The following is a 22,845-nucleotide window of genomic DNA, read 5'->3' as shown; positions in this document are numbered from 1 at the left end:
CAAAACAGATAGGTTCAGGAAGTCTCGTCATGCCCTCCGATACGACCGGCTTTTGGACGCCAGTCGCCCTCTCCCGGGATCTACCGGCCGGAACCGCGATGCCGGCGCGGACGGCATCTGGATCGATTGCCCTGTGGCGCAGTGCCTCGGGGCGCCTATCGGCATCGGCCGATCGCTGTCCGCATCGCGGCATGCGCCTGTCTCACGGCTTCGTGCGCGGCGAGGCGATTTCCTGCATCTATCACGGCTGGAGCTATGACCGGGCCGGACATTGTCTGCGCATTCCCGCCCATCCGGGGCTGGCGCCACCGGAGACCATCCGCGTCGCCACCCATGATGTCGAGGAAGCCGGCAATGTGATCTGGGTGGCGACGGGCGCGCCGGCGTCGAAGCCGCCGAGGCTTGACGGCCTTGTTCCCCTGCGTTCCCTGACGGCGTTCGCCGGCATCGCGGCGATCGAGGCAGCGGCCGGCACGAAGGCGAGCCCTGACGGTATCGTCGAGATCGACGCATCCACCGGAACCATCTGTCTGCTATTATCCGCTCAAGAAGACGGACAGACGCTGATCCATGTGCTGTTGAAGGCGGACACTGGCCCCGCGGCGGGCATCGGCGCTTCACGGGCCGCCGAAAGCCTGCGTCGCCGGGCTGAGGGTCTTCAGGAAGAGGAGATCGCGCGGTGAGCACCCAGGCGATGATCGACGAATGGTATCCGGTCGGGCTCTTCAGTCAGCTCGACCGCGCCGGTCGCAAGACGGCGCTGATGGGCGAACCGATCGACGTCGCATGCGATGCCGATGGCAATGCGAGGGTCACGGGTGACGACGGTCGTGTTCTGCCGGTCCGCATACGTTACGGCCATGTCTGGTCCTCCCTCGGCAAGCCGAAGAAGGAGCTTTTCCCGATTCCCGAGGCCGATCAGCCCGGCCGCCGCTTCGTCGATGTCGGCGTGGTGCGGGTGCGCTGCTCGCCGCTGCGTGCCGTCGAGAATTTTCTCGACATCGCCCATTTCCCCTTCGTCCACACCGATATTCTCGGCGCCGAGCCGCACACCGAGGTTCAGAATTACAAGGTCGAGATCCGCGAGGAAGAAGACGAGGTCTGGGCGACGCAGGTGAAATTCTACCAGCCGCAGGCGGCCAAGTCGGCAAGCGGCGGCATCACCACCGAATATATGTACCGCGTGCCGGCGCCCACCTGCTCTGTGCTTTACAAGACCTGCCCGCCGCGCCCGAGCGAATGGGATGTGATCACCCTCTTCGTGCAGCCGCTGGCCGAGGACCTCTGCGACGTCTGGCCATGGATGGCGCTCTTCGATGACGAGACCGCGATGACCGATCTTATCCATTTCCAGCAGACGATCTTCCTGCAGGACCGTTCGATCCTCGAAAACCAGATCCCGCGGCTGCTGCCGCTCGACCCCGGCATGGAAATCCCGACGCGAGCCGATCTGACATCGATCGCCTACCGGCGCTGGCTGAAGCGCCACAATTATACCTACGGCGCACAGCTGGTGGCGCAATGAAGCTCTACGACTACATTCTCTCCCCGAGTTGCTACAAGGTGCGTCTGATGGCGGCGCTGACCGGTGTCAAGCTGGAACTGCGCCCGGTGGATTTCCATCCCGGCGCCGAGCATCGCGGCGCCGAGCTGCTTGCGCTCAACCCGGCGGGCTCGATTCCGATCCTGGAGGATGGCGACCTGATCCTGACCGAATCCTCGGCCATTCTCGTCTATCTCGCCGCCAAGGCGGCACCGGAATGGCTGGGCAGCGGCAAGGCCGAGGAAGCGGCGCGGGTGCAGCAATGGCTGTCGTTCTCCGGCCGGCTGACGGCAAGCCTCGGGGCAGCGCGGCTGCATGAGATGCTGCAGCGCCCTGGCGATATCGATGCGCTGCAGGCCCAGGGCATCGCCGCCCTTCGCGAGCTTGAGGCCGGCCTCGTCGAGCAGGACCTTCGCGGCATGCGCTTCCTCGCCGCCGACCGGCCGACGGTCGCCGATATCGCCTGCTTTCCCTATGTGGCGCTGGCGCCCGATGGCGGCGTCACGCTGGACGCTTATCCTGCGATCCGGCTCTGGTCCCGAGCGCTCCGCGCCCTTGGCAACTTCATCGAGATGCCCGGTATTCATCGGCTGCACGAATTGAAGCCCGAACCCCAGATCGAACCGGGCGAGGCGTGAGATGGCCGGCTATCTCCTGAAGAACTGCGCAGCCGTGATCGCCGACGAGGGCAAGGGGCTGGTCGTCCATCGCAATGTCGATCTGCTAACCAACGGCCCGGCGATCGTGGCGATCGGCGAAAATCTGGCCGACGCGCTGCCTGCCGGCACGACCGTTCAGGATGCCGCCGGCTGGTTCGTCTATCCGGGCCTCGTCAACACTCATCATCACTTCTTCCAGTGCTTCGTGCGCAACCGCGCTGACCTCGACTGGACGAAGCTTTCGGTGATCGAGTGGCTCGACCGCATCTATCCGATCTTTTCGCAGCTCAACGAGGAATGTTTTTACCACGCCTCCGTCACGGCGATGGCCGAGATGATCAAGCATGGCTGTACCACGGCCCTCGACCATCAGTATAATTTTCCCCGGCATGCCGGGAAGCGGCTGATCGATCGCCAGTTCGAAGCGGCCGAGCTGCTCGGTATGCGCTTCCATGCCGGCCGCGGCGGCAATACCCTGCCGAAGTCGGAAGGCTCGACCATTCCCGACGAGATGTTGGAAACGACGGACGAATTCATCGCCGACTGCGCCCGGCTGATCGACACCTATCACGATACCAGCCCCTTCAGCATGCGCCAAGTCTTGGTCGCGCCCTGCCAGCCGGTGAACTGCTATCGCGAGACTTTCGTGGAATCGGTGGCATTGGCGCGCGATCGCGGTGTGGTGATGCATACCCATGTCGGCGAAGGCGAAAGCCCGGTCATTCAGGCACGTCACGGCATGCGCACGGTCGACTATCTCGAAGAACTCGGCTTTGCCGGGCCTAACACCTTCTATGCCCATTGCTGGGAGCTCAACCACGACGAACTCAGGAAGATGGCCGCCAGCGGCACCGGTGTCGCGCATTGCCCGGAACCGGTCTATCTGGTCGGCGCTGAGGTCACCGACATTCCCGCCATGGCCGCCTTTGGCCTGCGCATCGGCCTCGGCTGCGACGGTGCAGCCTCCAACGACAATTCCAACCTGATGCACTGCCTGCACTCCGCCTATATGCTGCAGTGCCTGGTCTCCGCCAGCCGCGCTCATCCCGTGCCGCCGCCCGCCGATTTTCTCGGCTACGGCACGACAGGCGGCGCCAGCCTGCTCGGCCGGCGCGATATCGGCCGGCTCGCCCCCGGCATGGCCGCCGACCTGTTTGCGATCGACACCCGCCGTATGGATTATGTCGGCACGCGCCACGACCCGCTGAGCCTGATTGCCCGTGTCGGCATCGGTATGGCGACTGATATGACCATGATCAATGGCCGCATCGTCTGGCAGAAGGGCGAGTTTATCGGGCTCGACGAGGCCAGGCTGGCTGCCGATGCCGAGGCTGCACTATCCGCCGTGAAATTCTAAAAAACCAAAAGAGGGAACTGAGACCATGACCAAACTGACCCGCAGAAACCTGATGACGGCCGCTGCCGCCACCGGCCTTGCCGGCGTCCTCGGCAGCCGCATGGCTTTCGCTGCCGACGAGCCGCTCGGCATCACGCTCGTCGTCCCGTCGCCGATCGGCGACGTCGGCTGGGGGCATGCACTCGCCGCCGGTCTCGAGCCGATCAAGGCCGCTTACGGTGACAAGGTGAAGGTCACCGTACTGGAGAATATCGCCGAAGGCCCGGATGCCGACCGCATCATGACCAAGACCGTTGCCGACGGAAACAAGTTCCTGATCGCCGGCTCCTTCGGCTATCAGAACGGCGCCCTGCAGATCGCCCGCCGCGATCCGAAGGTCACGGTTCTGCATGCCTCCGGCTTCCAGGTTGCTCCGAACTTCTCGCCTTTCGCCGCCAAATATTTCCAGGGCACCTATCTGCTCGGCATGGCCGCCGCAGCGCTTTCCAAGACCGGCAAGCTCGGCTCGGTTTCGGCCTTTGCCATCCCTGAACTCATCACCTCGATCAACGCGTTTACGCTCGGCGCCCAGGCGGTCAAACCCGACATTGAAGTCTCGGTCGTCTGGGTCAACTCCTGGTTCGATCCGGCCAAGGAGCAGGAAGCCGCCAAGGCGCTGATTGCGCAGAAGTGCGACGTGATCTTCTCCAACGCCCAGGACACGCCTTCTGTCATCTCGGCCTGTGAGGAGGCCGGCGTCTATGCCTTCAACCTCAATTCGTCGATGAAGAAATATGCGCCGAAGACCTATCTCGGCTGCGTCTCGACGGATTGGTCGCCGTTCTTCAAGGCTTCGGTCGATGCCCATCTCGCCGGTTCGTTCAAGGGGGCCAATACCTTCCTCGGCGTCGCCGACAAGGTCGTCGAGGTGGTCGACTGGAATCCGGATATTCCGGCCGAGGTGATGACCAAGATCAAGGCGATCGAGGCAAAGATCGCCGACGGCAGCTTCTCGCCCTTCACCGGGCCGATCGCCAAGGCCGACGGCAGCGAAGGTGTCGCATCGGGCGCGACCTTGGCCGACCCCGAGATCATCGCCATGAATTGGCACGTCAAGGGCGTGTCGACGCCGCTGCCGAAATAAGTCATGATCACCCCGCTGCTGTCACTGCGCGGCATTTCGAAGAGCTACGGCCAGATCCATGCCAATCAGGCAATCGATCTGGACGTGGCTCCGCAATCGATCCATGCGATCCTCGGCGAAAACGGCGCGGGAAAATCGACGCTGATGAAGCTGATCTACGGCGTCGAGCAACCGGATGACGGTGACGTCATTTGGGAAGGAAAGTCTTTGCGTCTCGCCTCTCCCGCGGAGGCAAGGCGCAACGGCATCGGCATGGTCTTCCAGCACTTTTCGCTGTTTGAAACCCTGACCGTCCTGGAGAATATCCGGCTGGTCGTGCCGGGTGGGAAGGCTGAGCTCAAGGAACGCATTCGGACGCTTGGGCGGGAATTCGGCCTTGAAGTCGATCCGCTCGCCCATGTGCATGCGCTGTCCGTCGGCGAGCGGCAGCGGGTGGAGATCATCCGAAGCCTGATGACCAATCCGAAGCTGCTGATTCTCGACGAACCCACCTCCGTCCTGCCGCCGCAATTGGTGGAAAAGCTTTTCGACACCCTGCGCCGGCTGCGCGACGGCGGCGTTTCCATCCTGCTGATTTCCCACAAGCTCGAGGAAATCCGGGCGGTCTGCGACCGGGCGACGATCCTGCGCGGCGGCCGTGTCACCGGGGATGTCGACCCGCGTGAACACGATGCCCATGACCTTGCCGGCATGATGATCGGCCGCGATATGCCCGCACCCATCTCGGCGCTGCCGCTGTCCGGCGGGGAAAAGCGGCTGGAGATCATCGGTCTGGACTATCGGCCCGACGATCCGTTTGCGGTGCCGCTCTCCGGCATCAGCCTTGAAGTGCGCGCCGGCGAAATCCTCGGCATCGCCGGTATTTCGGGCAACGGCCAGAGCGAGCTTGCCGCGTTGATCTCGGGTGAAACGGTGCTGGGGCGCGAACAGCGCGACCGGATCTATATGATGGGAACGGATGTCGGCAGGCTCGATGCCGCCGCGCGCCGCGCGCTCGGATTTGCCTTCGTTCCGGAGGACCGGCTCGGACGCGGCGCCGTGCCCGAAATGTCGCTCGTCCTCAACAGCCTGTTGACGGCTCACCCGCTCAAGCTGTTGCGGCGCGGTCTCGTCGACAAAGCGCGGGCAACGGCGTTCACCGAGGATTGCATCCGTCAGTATGATGTGCGCACGCCCGGCCCGGATGCGGAAGCCGGGACGCTTTCCGGCGGCAATCTGCAGAAGTTCATCGTCGGCCGCGAAATCATGCTGGGTCCTAAATTGCTGTTCGTGGCGCAGCCGACCTGGGGTGTCGATATCGGCGCCGCATCCGCCATCCGCAGCCGTCTGGTCGCGTTGCGCAATCAGGGCATGGCGATCCTGGTCATTTCCGAGGAGCTGGAAGAACTGTTCGAGCTCTGCGATTCTATCCAGGTGCTGTATCACGGCCGCCTCAGTCCGCCGCTCGTCACGCGGGACACGAAGCCCGAGGAGGTCGGCCGATACATGATCGGGGCACAAGTCTCGCCCGAGAAAGTCCATAGATGAGCGCTTGGTCTCCTGCTTTCCTCCCCACCCTTGTCCGCCGGGAACGCGCCTCGCTTGCCGCGGCCTTCCTTGCGCCGGTTATAGCGCTCGGGGGAGCCGTCGTTCTCAACCTTGGCCTTTACGTCTTGATGGGCCGCGATCCCGTCGCGGTCGTCTATGCGATGCTGTTCGAGCCCTTCCTCTCCTGGGCGTCATTTTCGGAAGTGCTTTTGAAGGCAGGCCCGCTGCTACTGATCGCCCAGGGACTGGCGATCGGCTTTCGCGCCAAGGTCTTCAACATCGGCGCCGAAGGCCAGTTCATTCTCGGCGCGATCTTCGCCTCTGCCATTCCGGTCTGGTTTCCGCAGGCGACGGGCCAGTGGATCTGGCCGGCGATGCTGCTGCTTGGCGCCATCGGCGGCGCGCTCTGGGCTTCTCTGACCGCCTTCTGGCGCGTGCGCCTCAACGCCAACGAGATTCTCGTTTCGCTGATGCTGAGCCTCGTTGCGGCGCAGCTGCTGAACTACCTGCTGCTCGGCCCCTGGAAGGATCCGAACGGTTTCAACTTCCCGCAGTCGGTGATGTTTCAGTATGATGCGATGGTGCCGACCTTGATTGCCGGCACCCGCCTCAATGTCTCGTTCCTCATCACGCTCGCCTTGTCGGTTGCGGCATGGGTCTTCATGCAGAAGAGCTTCATCGGCTACAAGCTGCAGGTCGGCGGCCTGGCGCCACGGGCTGCCGGCTACGCCGGTTTCAGGGAAGGTTGGGCGATCTGGCTGTCATTGCTGATCGGCGGCTTTGCCGCCGGTCTTGCCGGAGCCGCCGAAGTCGCCGGTCCGCTCGGCCAGCTGCAGCGTTCGGTTGCGAGCGGCTACGGTTATGCGGCGATCATCGTCGCCTATCTCGGCGGCCTGCACCCGCTCGGCATCATTGTCTCGGCGCTGGTCATGGCGGTGATCTATATCGGCGGCGACAATGCCATGGTCTCGGCCAACCTGCCGATCGCTGCCGTCCGGGTCTTCCAGGGAAGCCTGCTGCTCGCCTATCTCGTCGCCATCGCTTTCGTGCGCTACCGTCTCGAATGGCCCCGCACCGCCCACCGGAGCCCCTCATGAACGCCATCGAGTTCATTCTTGCCGGCATGCTTGCGGCTGCGACACCCTTTCTTCTCGCCGCACTCGGCGAATTGGTGGCCGAGCGCGCCGGCGTCCTCAACCTCGGGGTCGAGGGATTGATGGCCTTTGGCGCCGTACTCGCCTTCATCGTCGTCTACCAGGGTGGCGGACATCTCCTGGGCTTCGTCGCCGCCGGGTTCGGCAGTGCTGCCCTTTCCCTGATCTTCGCCTTTGTCACCCTGGGATTCCGGGCCAACCAGGTGGCGGCAGGCCTTGCCATCGGCATTCTCGGCCAGGGCCTCTCGGCCCTTTTCGGCAAGACCTATGAAAGCCTGACGGTCAAGGGACTGCCAAAACTCGCGCTTCCCGGGCTTTCGGAATTGCCTGTTGTCGGCGGCCTCTTCGTCCAGGATATCGTGGTGTGGATTTCGCTCGCCGCGACGCTTACGCTCTGGGCCATATTTGCCTACACCAAGCTTGGCCTCATCGTCCGCGCCGTCGGCGAGAACCCCAAAGCCGCCCATGCCATCGGCTATTCGGTGATCTCGGTCCGCGTCCTCGCCATCGCCTTTGGCGGCGCGATGGCCGGCTTGGCCGGCGCCTATGCGTCGGTGGTCTACACCCCACTCTGGGCCGACGGGATGATCGCCGGGCGCGGCTGGATCGCCATCGCCCTCGTCGTCTTCGGGACCTGGCTCACCGGCCGCATCTTCCTCGGCGCCTGCCTCTTCGGCGCGGTCTCGCTGATGGGGCTTGCCGCCCAGGCAACCGGTCTCGACGTTCCCTCGCAGCTGTTGTCGAGCCTGCCCTACCTCGTCACCATCATCGTGCTCGGCATCATCTCCGCCGATCGCCGCCTGCTGAAACTCAACGGCGTCGCTTCGCTCGGCGAACCATTCGAGCGATAGAGCCTTTCCGGGTTAGATTGAAGCATTCTGCCGGAGCAGGTTTTCGTCAGGGCAAAGGCGATCGGCGAAGGGCATACCCCTTGGTACGTCCGAGCCGATCGCCTTTGATCCTGGTGGAAAGATGCCCGGCCCTTCGGGTTGGCTGAAACGGGCCGGCTGATCGACCGGCCGGCTTGGCCGTAGAACTGGGCTACGACGCGCGCCGGCCGGTCGACCATCCGACTCCGTTTGAGCCAACAGAATGCTTCAATCTAACCCGGAAAGGCTCTAGAGACACGCGGCGCTGCAACGCGCCGGCGAAGACGGTCAGCCGCGATCACGCTTCTTTCGGCCAGGCGCTTCAAATTGGACGAGCAGCGACTTGAGTTCGATCTCGCGAACGCGGCGTGCGGCTTCATCCGGGCTGACCCATTCGAGGATTCGCTGGCCCCGCTCCTTGAAATCGCTGCTGATTTCCGTGACTTCAATCTGAAACATGTCGACGATACAGGGGGCCACATCGCCATTGTCGAGTTCTTTCAGATAGGTGTAGCGGCCGACCGGCTTCTTATTCGCCACCCCGCGCACGCCTGCCTCCTCCCAGGCCTCGATTGCTGCCGCTTCGAAAGGTTTTTTTCCTTTCATCGGCCACCCCTTCGGGATGACCCAGCGCGCGCTCTCGCGCGATGTGATCACCAGGATTTCGATCGCGGATCCGGCATTGCCGTAGCGAAAGCAAAGAGCGCCGTACTGTTGACGGAATGCACCGGCGAACAGCATTTCAGGAACAGCCGCGAGCTGCCGCAGCAGTGGCTGGGACTTGTCCGATCGGGGTTTCCTGCTTTTTTTGCTCGGCGTCATGGTAGATGAATTACCGAATTTGCTTGTTGCTTCAATTGCCTGAGCGTGTTTATGACAGATTTATGACAGTTAGCCACACTGAAGGGTCCGTGCGCATGATGAGTATTTTTCGCAAGCTGATGCCACGGGAAGACAAATTCTTCGAAATGTTTTCCAAGCACTCGAAGACCGTCGTTGCCGCGGCGTATGCCCTCGATCAACTCCTGAAGGGCAATGACGTTGAGAAAAACTGCGAACGCATCGTCACATTGGAAAACGAGGCCGACGACGTCACGCGTGAGGTTCTTCTTGCCGTTCGGCGAAGCTTCATCACGCCCTTCGACCGGGGTGACATCAAGGACCTTATCCAGTCGATGGATGATGCGATCGACATGATGCACAAGACAGTCAAGACGATCCGCTTGTTCGAGCAATCCAGCTTCGATCCGCTCATGCAGCAAATGGGCAGCGAAATCGTCAAGGCAGCAAACCTGGTCGCGGAAGCGATACCCCTCCTCGACAGATTGGGAGCCAATGCGCAGCGTCTCGCGGCCATCGCGGAGGAAGTCACCCGCGTGGAGGGACGTTCCGATGAGCTCCACGACCAGGGCTTGAAGGATCTGTTTCTACGTCACGGCCCTGGCGGCAATGCGATGGCCTACATGATCGGCAGCGAAATCTACGGAGAGTTGGAGAAAGTCGTCGACCGCTTCGAGGATGTCGCCAACGAGATCAGCGGCATTCTCATCGAGAACGTCTGATGGATGCCTCCCTCGCTCTGCCGCTGCTTGCCGGCCTGATCGTCGTCGCTCTGTTCTTCGACTTTCTCAACGGTCTGCATGATGCGGCCAATTCCATTGCCACGATCGTGTCGACCCGGGTGCTGCGGCCACAATATGCGGTCGCCTGGGCGGCGTTCTTCAACTTCATCGCATTCCTGTTCTTCGGCCTGCATGTGGCCGAGACGCTGGGGACCGGCATCATCGATCCTGCGATCGTCTCGCCTCAACTGATCTTCGCGGCGCTGATGGGCGCCATCATCTGGAATATTCTCACCTGGATTCTCGGGATTCCATCTAGCTCGTCTCATGCGCTTGTCGGCGGGCTGGTAGGGGCCGGTCTGGCAAAGGTGGGTTTCAGCTCGATCGTCTGGAACGGCCTTCTAAAGACGGTCGGCGCCATTTTCCTTTCGCCAGCCATCGGCTTCCTGCTTGCCCTGGTGCTGGTGCTCGCCGTCTCCTGGTTGTTCGTCCGGCAAACGCCGTTTGCGGTGGATCGGACCTTTCGCATCATGCAGTTTGTGTCCGCCTCGCTTTATTCGCTCGGCCACGGCGGCAACGATGCACAGAAGACGATGGGCATCATCGCGGTGCTCCTGTTCAGCCAGGGATATCTCGGTCCGACATTCTACGTGCCTTTCTGGGTGGTCATTTCCTGCCAGTCGGCAATGGCTCTCGGTACGCTCTTCGGCGGATGGCGGATCGTTCATACCATGGGGTCGAAGATCACTCGGCTCAACCCCATGCAAGGTTTCTGCGCCGAGACGGGCGGAGCGTTGACGCTGTTCGGGGCGACGTGGCTCGGCATTCCGGTCTCGACGACGCATACCATCACCGGAGCAATCGTCGGCGTGGGTGCGGCTCGTCGTGTCTCAGCCGTGCGCTGGGGATTGGCCGGCAACATCGTGATCGCCTGGATCGTCACGATGCCGGCGGCTGCAGCTATATCCGCGGCGTTCTACGGCCTCGCCTCTTTGTTGCAGTGAGATGGGGGCGGAGAAATGATCGCCACGTATTCGGCGATCAATACGGCCCGCTCTTGCGAGGGTTTTCGCAGCCGGATCATCAAGGCAAACGCTCTTGGGAAGGTAGCTCAAGTGGTCAGAATCCCGCCATCCGCCCTTCTCACAGCCACTTTCCTGCCGCGTGCACTGCACAAATAGAGCGCTTCCGCCCTTGGCTGCCGCAGTAATCGCACAAAACATCACCAAGTTCTAACAGTGCTCAATAAATGAGCATTTGCCGATTTGAGTAAATTCTCCTTTTGCGTCATACGGTTATCCAACCATCTCAAAATTGGCACGCTGATTGCAGGTTCCTATCCGCACCGGTCAACGGCGACCGGGGCGGATAGGCGCGGCATAAGCGCCTACAAGACACCGACGTCGCAAGGTCTTTGCTCCCGGGATCTCCCATCCCGTGAACGCAATGTCCGGCGGCGTTTTTTTGTGTCCAAGTTCAGCCAGCAGAGGGAACCTGCGCATGACAAAGAATTCAAACACTGGGAATGCGACGACTGGGATTTTTACAACCGGCGTGACCCGCCGCGGCATGCTCAAGACGACTGCGGCGGCTGCTCTCATCGGCGCCGTCAAGACGGCCTTTCCGTCCGGCGCCTTCGCGGCCGGAGCCGGGCCTGAGGTGAAAGGTGTCAAGCTCGGCTTTATCGCTCTGACGGATTCCGCGCCGCTGATCATCGCCAAGGAAAAGGGCTTTTTCGACAAGCATGGCCTGCCGGAAACGGATGTGGCCAAACAGGCATCCTGGGGGGCGACCCGCGACAATCTGGTGCTGGGTGGCGCCGCCAACGGTATCGACGGTGCCCATATCCTCTCGCCGCTCCCCTATCTCATGCACACCGGCAAGGTGACGCAGAACAATAAGCCGGTGCCGATGGCGATCCTTGCCCGGCTCAATCTCGACAGCCAGGGCATTTCCGTCGCCAAGGAATATGCCGAAACCGGCGTGCAGCTCGATGCCTCCAAGCTGAAGGCCGCCTTCGAGAAAAAGAAGGCGGAAGGCAAGGAGGTCAAGGCCGCCATGACCTTCCCGGGCGGCACCCACGACCTCTGGATCCGTTACTGGCTTGCCGCCGGCGGCATCGACCCGAACAAGGACGTGTCGACCATCGTCGTGCCGCCGCCGCAGATGGTTGCCAATATGAAGGTCGGCAATATGGACGTCTTCTGTGTCGGCGAGCCGTGGAACGAGCAGCTCGTCAACCAGGGCATCGGTTTCACCGCAGCCACCACCGGCGAGCTCTGGAAGGGCCATCCCGAAAAGGCGCTCGGACTGCGCGCCGAATGGATCGAAAAGAACCCCAATGCTGCCAAAGCGCTGCTGATGGCCGTCATGGAGGCTCAGCAGTGGTGCGAAAGCATGGACAACAAGGCGGAGATGGCTGACATCCTCGGCAAGCGCCAATGGTTCAATGTTCCGACGAAGGACGTGCTCGGCCGCCTCAAGGGCGACATCAATTATGGCAACGGCCGCGAGGCCAAAGCCACGGACCTCTATATGAAGTTCTGGAAGGACGGCGCCTCCTACCCCTTCAAGAGCCACGATACCTGGTTCATGACGGAAAACATCCGCTGGGGAAATCTGCCGGCAAGCACCGATATCAAGGCACTGGTCAACCAGGTGAACCGCGAAGATATCTGGCGCGAGGCCGCCAAGGATCTCGGCGTCGCGGCAGCCGATATTCCCGCATCCTCGTCTCGCGGCAAGGAGACTTTCTTCGACGGCAAGGTTTTCGACCCTGAAAATCCCTCCGCCTATCTCGACAGCCTTTCGATCAAGGCCGTCGCCTGACCCGCTCCGGCGCGCGATCGGCGCGCCGGCCTTTCATTCACGTGAGGAGCGCGTCGATGTCCGCCCTGGCAAATAAACAAAATCCCTCCACGGCCGCCTCCGCCAAACCGGTGGCAAAGGTTCTGCCGTTTTCCGGCAAGCATGGATCGCGGATCGACTTTCGCCGTGCGGGATTGGCCGCATTTCGCAATGTCCTTCCGCCCGCCGTCGTGCTGGTGCTCATCCTGCTCGTCTGGCAGGTGCTCTGTTCATCGGCGGATGCGTCTTTGCCCTCGCCACATCGGGTCTGGCAGGAAAGCTATGACCTGATCGCCTATCCGTTCTTCAACTACGGCTCCCAGGATATCGGGCTCGGCTGGCGCGTGCTCGTTTCGCTGCAGCGCGTCGTTTACGGCTTTGGCCTTGCCGCGGTCGCCGGCGTCATCATCGGGGCGATCATCGGCCAGTCGGTCTGGGCGATGCGTGGTCTCGATCCGATCTTCCAGGTGCTGCGCACGGTCCCGCCGCTCGCCTGGCTGCCGCTGTCGCTCGCAGCCTTCCAGGATTCCAATCCTTCGGCGATCTTCGTCATCTTCATCACCTCGATCTGGCCTGTTATCATCAACACCGCCGTCGGCGTCCGCAATATCCCGCAGGACTACCGCAACGTCGCCGAGGTGCTGCGGCTCAACCAGTTCGAATTTTTCTGGAAGATCATGCTGCCTTCGGCGGCACCCTATATCTTCACCGGCCTCAGGATCGGTGTCGGCCTCTCCTGGCTCGCCATCGTTGCGGCCGAAATGCTGACGGGCGGCGTCGGTATCGGCTTCTTCATCTGGGACGCGTGGAATTCGTCGCGTCTTCCGGACATCATCGTCGCGCTCGCTTATATCGGCATCGTCGGCTTCGCCCTCGACAAGCTGGTGGCCGCGCTCGGCAAACTCATCACCCGCGGCGCCATGGCCAACTGAGGAACGCACCGATGAACGCCTATCTCAAACTCGACCATATCGACAAACATTTCGATCGGGGCGGCGTGCGCGCCGAGGTGCTGAAGGACATCAACCTGACGATTTCCGAGGGTGAATTCGTCTCGATCATCGGCCATTCCGGCTGCGGCAAGTCCACCCTGCTCAACCTCATTGCCGGCCTGACGCCGGTGTCCGCAGGCGCCGTGCTCCTGGAAAACCGCGAGGTCAACGAACCCGGCCCGGAACGCGCCGTCGTCTTCCAGAACCATTCGCTGCTGCCTTGGCTGACAGTCTACGAGAACGTCAATCTCGCCGTCTCCAAGGTCTTCGGCCGAACGAAGACCAAGGCCGAGCGGCACGACTGGGTCATGACCAACCTCGACCTCGTGCAGATGGCGCATGCCAGGGACAAGCGGCCTTCGGAAATTTCAGGCGGCATGAAACAGCGCGTCGGCATTGCCCGTGCGCTGTCGATGGAGCCGAAGATCCTGCTGCTCGACGAGCCCTTCGGCGCGCTCGATGCGCTGACCCGCGCCCATCTTCAGGATGCGGTGATGGAAATCCACGCCCGGCTCGGCAATACGATGGTGATGATCACCCACGACGTCGATGAAGCGGTGCTGTTGTCCGATCGCATCGTGATGATGACCAACGGCCCGGCGGCCCGCATCGGCGAAGTGCTCGATGTAACCATGTCCCGTCCGCGGCATCGCATCGAACTCGCCTCCGACCGGACCTATCTCAAATGCCGCGAAGCCGTGCTGAAGTTCCTCTACGAACGTCACCGCTTCGTCGAAGCCGCGGAGTAGATGCCGTCAATCCGGCTGCCATGGCTGCATGGCGAGCACGTTGCCGCCCAGCCTGGCGAAGGCGCGCTGGCGGCAGGAGAAGACCAGGATCTGCTGGTCGCGCGATTGGCGGTGCAGGGCATCGAACATCCGCTCGATCCGGTCGTCGTCGGAATAAACAAGCGCATCGTCGAGGATGACGGGGGCCGGCCGGCCGTCGCGGGTGAGCAGCCGGGCGAATGCAAGGCGGGTCAGCACCGAGAGCTGCTCCCGCATGCCGCCGCTCAGCCGGTCGACATCCTCGTCCAGGCCGTTGCGGCGCACGATCTGCGGCAGCAACGTGTCGCCGTCGAAGGTGATCGAGATGTCGTCGAACAACAGGCCGACCAGCGGGGCGAGTTCGTTCATAACCGGCTTGAGATAGAGGTCGCGCGCTGCCGCCCGCGTCGCCGTCAGCGCCTTGCGCAGGCGATCGAGCACGGCGACCTCCGTCTCGAAACGCTTTACCTGTTCGCGCGCCGCGGCAAGCAAATCGCGGATTTCGGACCAATTTTCTTCCACCGCGCTGTCCGAGCGGGTGCGGATCTGACCGCCGAGATCGGCAAGCTCCTCGCGCAGCCTGGCAATTTCGCGTGCTGCGGCGTCGGCGACCGAGCGCGCCCGGGCAAGGGCGGCCTCCGCGCCTGCGAGGTCGCGCCCTGTCCGGCGCAACGGCCCGGCCCGGAGTTCGATCGCATCGAATTGTTCTTTGGCGCTGGATAGTTCGACAACAAGGTTCTGCTGCACTTCATTCCGACCGGCCTCGGGGCCGATGATCGCCTCGATCGCCTCGAGTTCCTGGCTAAGCCTGGCATGCTCGGTCTGCGCGCGCAATATGGCCTCGCCGGCCTCGGTGCGCATCATCGCCGCTTCTCGCGCCCGGTTCCGCGCCAGTTCGATGCGCCGCGTTGCCTCCGTGAGACGGGCGCGCACCTCTTCCGGATCGGCGTCGAGTTTGACCGGGCCCTGGCTGAGTTCGGCAAAGCGGGCGGCGTCGAGGTGGAGCGCGTCGATGCCCTTCGGGGCGAGTTCAGCGAGCCGCTGGCGTGCCCGCACCAGCTCCTCTTGCTTGTTCCGCGCGGCGATATCGCGCTGTCGCGCTGCGAGCAGATTGTCGACGCCGAGCTTGGCGAGCAATGTCTGGCGGGCGGATTGCGCGGTCTCCAGCGCCCCGTCCTGTTCCGCCTGCCGGCTGGAATGGATGGTCAGCGTGCCGACGCCTGCTATGTCGAGCCTCGCCATCCCGGCAAAGCTTTTATCCTCGCCCCCGGGCAAAGGTTGGCGGTCCATGCTCACCAATCCTGAGGCGTCCTTCAGGTAATCGATCCGGAGTGTGGGAAGGCCGACCTCGGCGGCCGCGCGCAGGCCGACGATCTTGAGATCCAGCGCTTCGAGCCGTTCGATCGCATCGGCTGGAATGGCGAGCAATGCATGCGCCGCCTCCCCGTCCTCGATCTGCTGCCGCGCTGCTTCCGCCTGTTCGAGACGCTGGCGAAGCTCGGCCAGACGCTCGGCGGCGTGGCGCGAACGCAGCGCCGCCTCCAGCCGCGCGAGCCATTCGCGGTTCACCCGCTCCTCCTCTTCGGCCGCCTGCACCTCCGCCGTTGCGGCCTCGCTTTCAGCAAGCGATGCGGTGCGTCGCTCGGCTGCATTGGAGAGTTCTTTCTCCGCCAGGGCGAAACGCCGCGCTAGCTCGCCGCTGCGGCTCAATGCCGTGTGGAAGCGGTCGAATGTCTGCTGCGCCGCATCGCGGCGGCTGGCGGCCAAGGCAGCTTCGGCATCGAGCGCCTTGAGTTCCCTCTCGTGCAGTTTGGCGGCTTCGAGCACTGCCTCGGCATTGGCAATCGCCGCCTTCCGGCCGACCTCCTCGTCCGAATTTTCCAATTCGTTGAGTCTCGCCTGCGCTGAGCGGCGGCGGTCGAGCGCGCCGTGCAGCATCTCCACCTCCTTGGCCAGCCGCGCCTCCTCCGCCTGCAGACGGTCACCCTCCTCGAGCGCGGCGGCAAAGCGGCCTCCGGTCTTTGGCCGCAGCGTTGCGGTGACCAGGCGATTGAGTTCTTCCTCGCAGGCTTCGAGCACCGCCGACATGCGCCGTCCGCCGGTCAGCGCCTCCACCTCGCCCTGCACCGAAGACAGCAGGCTTTCGCGCACCCGCTTGTCGTTTTCTTCCTCGCCCTTGCTGCGATTTTCGATGCCGGTCACGCCTTGGCGCACCCAGAGCAAGCCGGCCGGGCCTGATGTTCCGCCGGAAATGAGGTCGCCGATGAAAGCCTCGGCCTCGTCGGCCTGGGCGACGATCCGGCCGCTGCCGAGATCAGTGACGCTGGCGCGCCGTCCGCTATAGAACTGTTTGGTCAGGCGGTAGCGGCCGGTTTCGATTGAAATATCGGCCTCGACGATCGGATTGCCGCCGCTATAGGGGCGCAGCATCTGCACGTTCTTCGGCGTGCCGCTGTGCGGCTGGAAGAACAGCGCATGCAGCGCCTCGAAGCAGGTCGATTTGCCATGTTCATTGGCAGCGCTCAGCACATTGACGCCGTCGGTGATGCCTTCGACGGCGATGCCGCGGCCGGCGAAGCGTTTGACATTGTGCAGGCGAAGGGCGGTGAGCTTCATCGATCGATCGTCTCGCAATAGGAAAACAGGCGGATCAATGCTTCGCGCGATACGCCTCTGTCGTCGCCCGAGCGGGCCTCGTCGAGGCTTTCGGCAAGCAGCAGTTCCGCAGCATCGCGCAGCGCACCGGCTCGGTCGATGATCTCGAGATCATCGCTCTCGCAGTCGGTCCCCAGCAGGTCGGTATCGATCTCCAGATACGCAAATTCCGGCGCCACCCGCTCCAGCAGGCTGATCATGGCCGTCCGCCCGTTCAATCGCGCACGGCCGGACAGCGCGACGCGCAACAGGGTTTGTCGCCGCGCGAAGGGTTCCGGCAACGCGGCCTTCAGCGCTTCGACACCGTCTTCCGACGCCAGCAGCGGCAGCTGCAATGTCTGCCAGGAAAAGCTGGCGGTCGTCACCGCCGTCGTCGTCGGCATCGCCCCTGGCCCGGCAATGGAAACGACCATCGCCTGCCCCGGCCGGTCATGTTTGAAGCGGTCCGGCTCGGGCGCGCCGCTGTAAAATGTTCTGGCGTCCACGGCCACCGGCCCGTGCCAATCGCCGAGCGCCATGTAATCGAGGCCGGCCAGCGTCGCGCGATTCGGCGCAATCACGTTCGTGGCCGTGGCATCCTCGGAAAACTCCTGGATCGGCCCATGGGCGAGGCCGATGCGGATGGCGCCGTCCGGCGTCGCGGCGCCTGTCATCCATTCGGTCAGGTCACGGCCCGGCCGCCTGGTCGTGCAAGGCGCCGGCAGGAGGACGACATCAGGGGCCAGTATCATCGGCGCCGGTTCCGTCGCCAGAATGACATTGTCGGGCAGCACGCCGCGTGCCGCGCTCCAGAGCTGATCGGCCAGCAGCGAATCGTGATTGCCCGGAAGCAGCACCCAGCGCAGCGGTCTGTTCCGGGCCATCTCGCCAAGCGCTTGCCTGAGCACGGCGGGCGTCGGCGTCTCGGTATCGAACGTGTCGCCGGCGAGCAGGATGGTATCCGCCCCATGTTCACGCGCCGCATTGGCAAGCCTGGCGATTACGCCATGCCGCGCCTCGCGCAGACGCCCTCTCAAATCCTCGGGAAGATTGCCGAACCGCTTGCCGATGTGAAGGTCCGAACTGTGCAGGAAGGAAAACATTAGCCAGCCATGTCTACGATGCGCCGCGAGCCTCCGAGCATGGCCAAGAGCACCATCCGCCGTGTCGTGATTCCGTTAATCCGGGACGACCATGCCTCCCGGCAAAGGGCTAGGCAAGCCTATCCTGGTCGAGCAGGCTCTTATCCAATGCTTGTCCCCTTCCGAGCGCTCGGATTCGTGCTTTCGTGACGCTTCACCCGTCAGAACGAGGAAGGAGGATCGCCGTCAGTTCTGAAGGATATGCTGCCGCACGACTTCTTTCAGCCGCTCTGGTTGGCCGGCGGCGATGGCGTCGATCATCATGTGGTGTTCGCGGCCGGATTGCTCGATGCGGGCGCGGGTGCGCCATTGGGATACTGGGGCAGACGAGGTGCGCTGGCGGATTTCGGTGATGAGGTCGATCAGTTCCAGATTGCCGCCCAGGACAAGCAGGCGGCGGTGGAAGGCAAGATTTGCCTCGTAGAGCTCCAGCATCGTGCCGTTCAGCACCATCAGATCGAAATGCTCGGCAAGCTTCCCGAGTGTGTCGATGTCCTCGGGCGAGGCATTCTGCACGATGGTTCCGGCGATGGCCGTTTCGAGAATGATGCGGATCTCGCTGACCTCGCGTGCCCGCCGGCCATCCGGCTCGTAGACGTGGTAGCCGCGGTTCGGCACATGCTCGACCAGCCGTTTCTGCGCGAGGCGATCGAGCGCGCGGCGCACTTCCGGGCGGGTGCATTTATAGCGCCGCTCGAGATCGATCTGCTTCAGCCAGGTTCCCGGCAACAGAACGCCCGCCAGAATATCCTGCAGGACAAGGTCCGTCACATCGCGCGTGTCGGAAGCCTCCTGCTCCTGGTCTATCACGACGTCTGCCATTCAAAATCCCCTGTTTCGCATCACCGTTAGCACGCCCGATCGAATTTCTGTAGGCGTTCGAACGTCTTAGAAAAATGTCCAAAATTTATTCATGCACATGGATTGCGCAGAAAAATTTTGTATCCTAAATTGGCGCCAATTTTGGATACTATGTGAACCGAAGCTGTTTTGGAAGCCATGAAAAATACCGAAGCCGTCTGGGATATCGTCGAGGCAAAGCGCGAGGCTTTCTTTGCGCTGAGCGACCGGATCTGGGACATGCCGGAGACGAATTACGAGGAGTATCGCTCCGTCGAGGAGCATGCGCGCCAGCTCGAAGCCGAAGGTTTTCGCGTCGAGCGCGGCATTGCGGGCCTACCGACCGCCATCATGGGCGAAGCCGGAGAAGACGGTCCCGTTATCGCCATCCTCGGGGAATTCGACGCCCTGCCAGGTCTCAGCCAGCAGGCCGGTATCGCGGAAAAGCGTGAAGTCACGGCAAACGGCAATGGTCATGGCTGCGGGCACAATCTGCTCGGCGCCGGCTCGATGCTGGCGGCAGCCGCGGTCAAGGACTTCCTGGCGGCAAATGGCCTGAAGGGCCGCATTCGTTATTACGGCTGCCCTGCCGAGGAAGGCGGCTCCTCGAAGGGCTTCATGGTTCGATCAGGCGTTTTCGATGATGTCGACATTGCCATTTCCTGGCATCCGGCCGCCTTTGCCGGCGTCAACAACCCGGTTTCGCTCGCTTGCAACGAGCTCAATTTCCATTTCACCGGGCGCGCCTCGCATGCTTCGGCAACACCTCATCTTGGCCGCAGCGCGCTCGATGCCGTCGAACTGATGAATGTCGGCGTGAACTATATGCGCGAGCATATGCCCTCCACAGCCCGCATCCATTATGCCGTTACCGACACCGGCGGTTCGGCGCCGAATGTCGTGCAGGCGCGCGCTACCGTCCGTTATCTCATCCGTGCGCGCAACCTGCCGGAACTGCTGTCGCTCGTTGCCCGGGTGAAGAAGGTCGCCGAAGGCGCTGCGCTGATGACCGAGACTTCGGTGCGCAGCGAAGTCATCAGCGGCGACGCAAACCTGGTCGGCAACGCACCGCTCGAAGAGCTGATGTTTGCCAACCTTCAGCGCCTCGGCGCCCCCGTTTTCGACGACATCGACCGCGAAACCGCCCGCAAGTTCCAGGCGACGATGAGTGCTGAAGACATTGCCTCTTCCTATGCGCGCTTCGGCTTGAAGCGGAAGAAGGATCAACCGCTCTGCGAAGAGATCTTCCCGCTCTACGCTGGTGACAGCACGATCGTCGGCTCGACCGATGTCGGCAGCGTCAGCTGGGTCGTGCCGACCGTGCAGATGCGTGGCGCGACCTATGCGATCGGCACGTCGGGTCATTCCTGGCAATTGGTTGCACAGGGCAAGCTTCCGGCAGCGCACAAGGGCACCGAACATGCGGCGAAGGTCATGGCAAGCACGGCCATAGAGCTGATCCGCAATCCTGACCTTATCGAGGCCGCCAAGGTCGACCTTAAGGACCGCCTCGACGGCACACCCTTCGTTAATCCGATCCCGGACGATATCAAGCCGCCGCTGCCGGAAAGGCAGGCGCCATGAACCAGCCCGGCATCCTCGAGCTCATAAGCTTCGGCCCCGATGGTTGGGGCAAGGCGCTGCTTGCCGGCGCGTGGATGACGATTTTGATTGCTCTGGCCGGCTATACGATCGGCGCCGTGATCGGCTCATTCGGCGCCTGGGCGAAAATTTCGGGCGGCCGTAGCCTTCGGGTCGCTGCCGATGCCTATACGACGGTGCTGCGCGGCATCCCCGATCTCCTGGTCATCTACCTCTTCTATTTCGGTGGCAGCGCCGTTGTCACGGCGGTCGGCCGGCTTTTGGGGGCCGAGGGTTTCCTCGGTTTTCCAGGCTTTCTTGCCGGCTCGCTCGCCGTCGGCGTCACCTCCGGCGCTCAGTTCACCGAAGTCTTTCGCGGCGCCTTCAAAGCCGTCCATGCAGGTGAGATCGAGGCAGCGATTGCCTGCGGCATGGGCCGTCTGCTGCGCTTTCGCCGCATCACTGCGCCGCTGACGCTGCGCCACGCACTGCCGGGGATGGGCAATGTCTGGCAGGTGGTCCTGAAGGAATCCGCCCTCGTCTCGATCACCGGCGTTGCCGAGCTGCTTCGGCAGACGCAGGTGGCGGCCGGCTCAACGGGCCTGCCCTTCGACTTCTACGTCATTGCCGGGGCGATCTATCTGATCGTCTCGACCGGTTCCGGCCTCTTTCTCAGGCGCGCCGAAAGGCACTTCTCCCGTGGCGTCAGGAGGGGCTGATGGACTGGCAATTCCTGTTCGAAACCTTCGTAAGCCTCATCTCCGCCATCCCGCTGACGCTGGAACTTGCTGCCACCTCCATTGCGCTCGGCGCTGTTCTGGCGCTCGGCCTCGCCCTCTGCCGGCTTTCCGGCATCTTGGTGCTCGAATGGTTCGCCCGCGCCTATGTCTTCGTCTTCCGCGGAACGCCGCTGCTCGTCCAGATCTTCCTGATCTATTACGGGCTTGGCCAGTTTCCGGAGGTGCGCCACAGTTTCCTCTGGCCATTCTTGCGTGAGCCCTATTGGTGCGCGGTTCTGGCGCTCACCATGAATACGGCCGCCTATGCCGGCGAAATCATTCGCGGCGGGCTTTTGTCGGTGCCCTTCGGCCAGATCGAAGCGGCGCGCGCCTGCGGCATGCCTGGGTTGATGCAATTCCGACGCATCATCTTGCCGCTTGCCATCCGCCAGGCATTGCCGGGCTACAGCAACGAAATGATCGCGATGGTGAAGGCGACCTCGCTTGCCTCGATCATCACGCTGATGGAGGTCACCGGCGTTGCCGCCAAGATCATTTCGCAAAGCTATCGGGCGATCGAAGTGTTCATCGTTGCCGGCGCCATCTATCTCACGATCAATTTCCTGCTGACGCGTCTCGTCCATCTCGCCGAATACTGGCTGAGCCCGCATTTGCGCCAGCCCGTTCCATATCATCCGGCGGCCGCGTCCGTATCTCCACTTGAAGGAAACGCCCGATGACTGCGGCCAATGCCTCCTCCCCGATCGCGCTCAGCGTCAAGGACCTGCACAAGAGCTTCGGCCCGGTCGAAGTGCTGAAGGGCATCTCGCTCGACGCGCATGAAGGCGATGTCGTCTCGATCCTCGGCTCCTCGGGTTCGGGAAAATCCACCTTCCTGCGCTGCATCAACCTGCTGGAGACACCGAATTCAGGGGAAGTCACCGTCGCCGGTGAAACGATCCGCATGCTTCCCGACGCGAGAGGAGGCAGCCGCCCGGCCGACCGCAGACAGGTGGACCGCATTCGATCGCAGCTCGGCATGGTCTTCCAGAGCTTCAATCTCTGGTCCCACAAGACCGTGCTCGAAAATGTCGTCGAAGCGCCGGTTCACGTGCTCGGCCGCTCCAGGAGCGAATGCATCGAAGAGGCGGAAGCCCTGCTTGCCAAGGTGGGCATTGCCGAAAAGCGTAATTTCTATCCCTCGCATCTTTCCGGCGGCCAGCAGCAGCGCGCCGCAATCGCCCGCGCGCTGGCGATGCGGCCGAAGCTGATGCTGTTCGACGAACCGACCTCGGCGCTGGATCCGGAGCTCGTCGGCGAAGTGCTGCGGGTCATGCGTGCGCTGGCGGAGGAAGGCCGCACCATGCTGGTCGTCACCCATGAAATGGGCTTTGCCCGCGACGTCTCCAGCCGCGTCGTCTTTTTGCACAAGGGCGTCGTCGAGGAAGACGGCAGGCCGCAGGATGTCTTCGCCCATTCGCAGTCGGACCGTTTCCGGCAGTTCATCAGCCAATAATTCCATCAGCTCA

At 62.8% G+C, this 22,845-nt stretch carries 21 protein-coding genes; 17 read left to right on the top strand and 4 right to left on the bottom strand.

What is annotated here, in order from left to right; genetic code table 11:
• The first annotated feature begins 29 nt into the window (after nucleotides 1-29).
• From CO667_RS20825 to CO667_RS20790, 8 genes are read left to right on the top strand one after another with little or no spacing between them, the layout of a single operon-like run.
• On the top strand, nucleotides 30-683 hold the full coding sequence (locus CO667_RS20825; protein ID WP_097620159.1) for a Rieske (2Fe-2S) protein: 654 nt from the start codon (nucleotides 30-32) through the stop codon (nucleotides 681-683).
• Nucleotides 680-1,525 (top strand): aromatic ring-hydroxylating dioxygenase subunit alpha, encoded by an 846-nt coding sequence (locus CO667_RS20820; RefSeq protein WP_097620158.1) that lies wholly within the window; start codon nucleotides 680-682, stop codon nucleotides 1,523-1,525. Before CO667_RS20825 ends, CO667_RS20820 begins: the two co-directional genes overlap by 4 nt.
• Entirely contained in the window at nucleotides 1,522-2,181 is a 660-nt protein-coding gene (locus CO667_RS20815) for a glutathione S-transferase family protein (protein ID WP_097620157.1), read from the top strand. The genes CO667_RS20820 and CO667_RS20815 overlap by 4 nt, the downstream gene beginning before the upstream one ends.
• 1 nt (nucleotide 2,182) lies before the next feature.
• Nucleotides 2,183-3,559 carry an amidohydrolase gene (locus CO667_RS20810; RefSeq protein WP_097620156.1) on the top strand — a complete coding sequence of 459 codons (1,377 nt, stop codon included), beginning with the start codon at nucleotides 2,183-2,185 and terminating at the stop codon, nucleotides 3,557-3,559.
• 25 nt (nucleotides 3,560-3,584) lie between these two features.
• A complete protein-coding gene (locus CO667_RS20805) occupies nucleotides 3,585-4,682 on the top strand; it encodes a BMP family ABC transporter substrate-binding protein (protein WP_097620155.1) in 1,098 nt (365 codons plus the stop codon).
• Between the two features lie 3 nt (nucleotides 4,683-4,685).
• The gene (locus tag CO667_RS20800) at nucleotides 4,686-6,209 is read left to right on the top strand and encodes an ABC transporter ATP-binding protein (RefSeq protein ID WP_097620154.1); all 1,524 of its coding nucleotides are present in this window, start codon (nucleotides 4,686-4,688) and stop codon (nucleotides 6,207-6,209) included.
• Complete coding sequence (locus tag CO667_RS20795) at nucleotides 6,206-7,306, top strand: ABC transporter permease (RefSeq protein WP_097620153.1); 1,101 nt, start codon at nucleotides 6,206-6,208, stop codon at nucleotides 7,304-7,306. Before CO667_RS20800 ends, CO667_RS20795 begins: the two co-directional genes overlap by 4 nt.
• A complete protein-coding gene (locus tag CO667_RS20790) occupies nucleotides 7,303-8,214 on the top strand; it encodes an ABC transporter permease (protein ID WP_097620152.1) in 912 nt (303 codons plus the stop codon). Before CO667_RS20795 ends, CO667_RS20790 begins: the two co-directional genes overlap by 4 nt.
• 306 nt (nucleotides 8,215-8,520) lie before the next feature.
• On the opposite strand, the gene CO667_RS20775 is transcribed toward CO667_RS20790, so the two are convergent.
• Nucleotides 8,521-9,054 (bottom strand): NUDIX hydrolase, encoded by a 534-nt coding sequence (locus tag CO667_RS20775; RefSeq protein WP_097620151.1) that lies wholly within the window; start codon nucleotides 9,052-9,054, stop codon nucleotides 8,521-8,523.
• A 95-nt stretch (nucleotides 9,055-9,149) separates the two neighbouring features.
• Between CO667_RS20775 and CO667_RS20770 the strand changes: the two genes are divergently transcribed.
• The 5 genes from CO667_RS20770 (at nucleotide 9,150) to CO667_RS20750 (ending at nucleotide 14,382) form a co-directional block, all read left to right on the top strand.
• A complete protein-coding gene (locus CO667_RS20770) occupies nucleotides 9,150-9,794 on the top strand; it encodes a DUF47 domain-containing protein (protein WP_097620150.1) in 645 nt (214 codons plus the stop codon).
• Complete coding sequence (locus CO667_RS20765; protein WP_097620149.1) at nucleotides 9,794-10,798, top strand: inorganic phosphate transporter; 1,005 nt, start codon at nucleotides 9,794-9,796, stop codon at nucleotides 10,796-10,798. Before CO667_RS20770 ends, CO667_RS20765 begins: the two co-directional genes overlap by 1 nt.
• Nucleotides 10,799-11,294: 496 nt before the next feature.
• Nucleotides 11,295-12,623 (top strand): CmpA/NrtA family ABC transporter substrate-binding protein, encoded by a 1,329-nt coding sequence (locus CO667_RS20760; RefSeq protein ID WP_097620148.1) that lies wholly within the window; start codon nucleotides 11,295-11,297, stop codon nucleotides 12,621-12,623.
• A 56-nt stretch (nucleotides 12,624-12,679) separates the two neighbouring features.
• Nucleotides 12,680-13,573: a nitrate ABC transporter permease gene (gene ntrB, locus CO667_RS20755; protein WP_097620147.1), complete on the top strand. Its 894-nt coding sequence runs from the start codon at nucleotides 12,680-12,682 to the stop codon at nucleotides 13,571-13,573.
• 11 nt (nucleotides 13,574-13,584) lie between these two features.
• The gene (locus tag CO667_RS20750; protein ID WP_097620146.1) at nucleotides 13,585-14,382 is read left to right on the top strand and encodes an ABC transporter ATP-binding protein; all 798 of its coding nucleotides are present in this window, start codon (nucleotides 13,585-13,587) and stop codon (nucleotides 14,380-14,382) included.
• 6 nt (nucleotides 14,383-14,388) lie between these two features.
• On the opposite strand, the gene CO667_RS20745 is transcribed toward CO667_RS20750, so the two are convergent.
• The 3 genes from CO667_RS20745 to CO667_RS20735 form a co-directional block, all read right to left on the bottom strand.
• Nucleotides 14,389-17,016 (bottom strand): AAA family ATPase, encoded by a 2,628-nt coding sequence (locus CO667_RS20745; protein WP_097620145.1) that lies wholly within the window; start codon nucleotides 17,014-17,016, stop codon nucleotides 14,389-14,391.
• A complete protein-coding gene (locus CO667_RS20740; RefSeq protein WP_097620144.1) occupies nucleotides 17,013-18,137 on the bottom strand; it encodes a DNA repair exonuclease in 1,125 nt (374 codons plus the stop codon). The genes CO667_RS20745 and CO667_RS20740 overlap by 4 nt, the downstream gene beginning before the upstream one ends.
• Before the next feature lie 225 nt (nucleotides 18,138-18,362).
• A complete protein-coding gene (locus CO667_RS20735) occupies nucleotides 18,363-18,998 on the bottom strand; it encodes a GntR family transcriptional regulator (RefSeq protein WP_097620143.1) in 636 nt (211 codons plus the stop codon).
• A gap of 177 nt (nucleotides 18,999-19,175) precedes the next feature.
• Between CO667_RS20735 and CO667_RS20730 the strand changes: the two genes are divergently transcribed.
• From CO667_RS20730 to CO667_RS20715, 4 genes are read left to right on the top strand one after another with little or no spacing between them, the layout of a single operon-like run.
• The gene (locus tag CO667_RS20730; RefSeq protein ID WP_097620142.1) at nucleotides 19,176-20,600 is read left to right on the top strand and encodes a M20 family metallopeptidase; all 1,425 of its coding nucleotides are present in this window, start codon (nucleotides 19,176-19,178) and stop codon (nucleotides 20,598-20,600) included.
• Entirely contained in the window at nucleotides 20,597-21,316 is a 720-nt protein-coding gene (locus CO667_RS20725; protein ID WP_097620141.1) for an ABC transporter permease subunit, read from the top strand. The genes CO667_RS20730 and CO667_RS20725 overlap by 4 nt, the downstream gene beginning before the upstream one ends.
• Nucleotides 21,316-22,056, top strand: coding sequence for an ABC transporter permease (locus tag CO667_RS20720; protein WP_097620140.1), 741 nt, complete (start codon nucleotides 21,316-21,318; stop codon nucleotides 22,054-22,056). The genes CO667_RS20725 and CO667_RS20720 overlap by 1 nt, the downstream gene beginning before the upstream one ends.
• On the top strand, nucleotides 22,053-22,832 hold the full coding sequence (locus tag CO667_RS20715) for an ATP-binding cassette domain-containing protein (RefSeq protein ID WP_097620139.1): 780 nt from the start codon (nucleotides 22,053-22,055) through the stop codon (nucleotides 22,830-22,832). The genes CO667_RS20720 and CO667_RS20715 overlap by 4 nt, the downstream gene beginning before the upstream one ends.
• The last annotated feature ends 13 nt before the right edge of the window (nucleotides 22,833-22,845 follow it).

The sequence above is a fragment of the Rhizobium sp. L43 genome (genome assembly GCF_002531725.1).
Taxonomy (GTDB): Bacteria; Pseudomonadota; Alphaproteobacteria; order Rhizobiales; family Rhizobiaceae; genus Rhizobium.
The sequence above is the reverse complement of the archived record's forward strand: the minus strand, read 5'-3'. Positions and strand labels throughout refer to the sequence as shown.

Excerpts from the sequence above, each read along its gene's own strand:
- CO667_RS20715 (WP_097620139.1), top strand. The coding sequence starts at position 22,053 with ATGACTGCGGCCAATGCCTCCTCCCCGATCGCGCTCAGCGTCAAGGAC.
- ntrB (WP_097620147.1), top strand. The coding sequence starts at position 12,680 with ATGTCCGCCCTGGCAAATAAACAAAATCCCTCCACGGCCGCCTCCGCC.
- CO667_RS20730 (WP_097620142.1), top strand. The coding sequence starts at position 19,176 with ATGAAAAATACCGAAGCCGTCTGGGATATCGTCGAGGCAAAGCGCGAG.
- CO667_RS20725 (WP_097620141.1), top strand. The coding sequence starts at position 20,597 with ATGAACCAGCCCGGCATCCTCGAGCTCATAAGCTTCGGCCCCGATGGT.
- CO667_RS20815 (WP_097620157.1), top strand. The coding sequence starts at position 1,522 with ATGAAGCTCTACGACTACATTCTCTCCCCGAGTTGCTACAAGGTGCGT.
- CO667_RS20760 (WP_097620148.1), top strand. The coding sequence starts at position 11,295 with ATGACAAAGAATTCAAACACTGGGAATGCGACGACTGGGATTTTTACA.
- CO667_RS20825 (WP_097620159.1), top strand. The coding sequence starts at position 30 with ATGCCCTCCGATACGACCGGCTTTTGGACGCCAGTCGCCCTCTCCCGG.
- CO667_RS20800 (WP_097620154.1), top strand. The coding sequence starts at position 4,686 with ATGATCACCCCGCTGCTGTCACTGCGCGGCATTTCGAAGAGCTACGGC.
- CO667_RS20795 (WP_097620153.1), top strand. The coding sequence starts at position 6,206 with ATGAGCGCTTGGTCTCCTGCTTTCCTCCCCACCCTTGTCCGCCGGGAA.
- CO667_RS20750 (WP_097620146.1), top strand. The coding sequence starts at position 13,585 with ATGAACGCCTATCTCAAACTCGACCATATCGACAAACATTTCGATCGG.
- CO667_RS20720 (WP_097620140.1), top strand. The coding sequence starts at position 21,316 with ATGGACTGGCAATTCCTGTTCGAAACCTTCGTAAGCCTCATCTCCGCC.
- CO667_RS20790 (WP_097620152.1), top strand. The coding sequence starts at position 7,303 with ATGAACGCCATCGAGTTCATTCTTGCCGGCATGCTTGCGGCTGCGACA.
- CO667_RS20805 (WP_097620155.1), top strand. The coding sequence starts at position 3,585 with ATGACCAAACTGACCCGCAGAAACCTGATGACGGCCGCTGCCGCCACC.
- CO667_RS20775 (WP_097620151.1), bottom strand. The coding sequence starts at position 9,054 with ATGACGCCGAGCAAAAAAAGCAGGAAACCCCGATCGGACAAGTCCCAG.
- CO667_RS20810 (WP_097620156.1), top strand. The coding sequence starts at position 2,183 with ATGGCCGGCTATCTCCTGAAGAACTGCGCAGCCGTGATCGCCGACGAG.
- CO667_RS20745 (WP_097620145.1), bottom strand. The coding sequence starts at position 17,016 with ATGAAGCTCACCGCCCTTCGCCTGCACAATGTCAAACGCTTCGCCGGC.
- CO667_RS20740 (WP_097620144.1), bottom strand. The coding sequence starts at position 18,137 with ATGTTTTCCTTCCTGCACAGTTCGGACCTTCACATCGGCAAGCGGTTC.
- CO667_RS20765 (WP_097620149.1), top strand. The coding sequence starts at position 9,794 with ATGGATGCCTCCCTCGCTCTGCCGCTGCTTGCCGGCCTGATCGTCGTC.
- CO667_RS20735 (WP_097620143.1), bottom strand. The coding sequence starts at position 18,998 with ATGGCAGACGTCGTGATAGACCAGGAGCAGGAGGCTTCCGACACGCGC.
- CO667_RS20770 (WP_097620150.1), top strand. The coding sequence starts at position 9,150 with ATGATGAGTATTTTTCGCAAGCTGATGCCACGGGAAGACAAATTCTTC.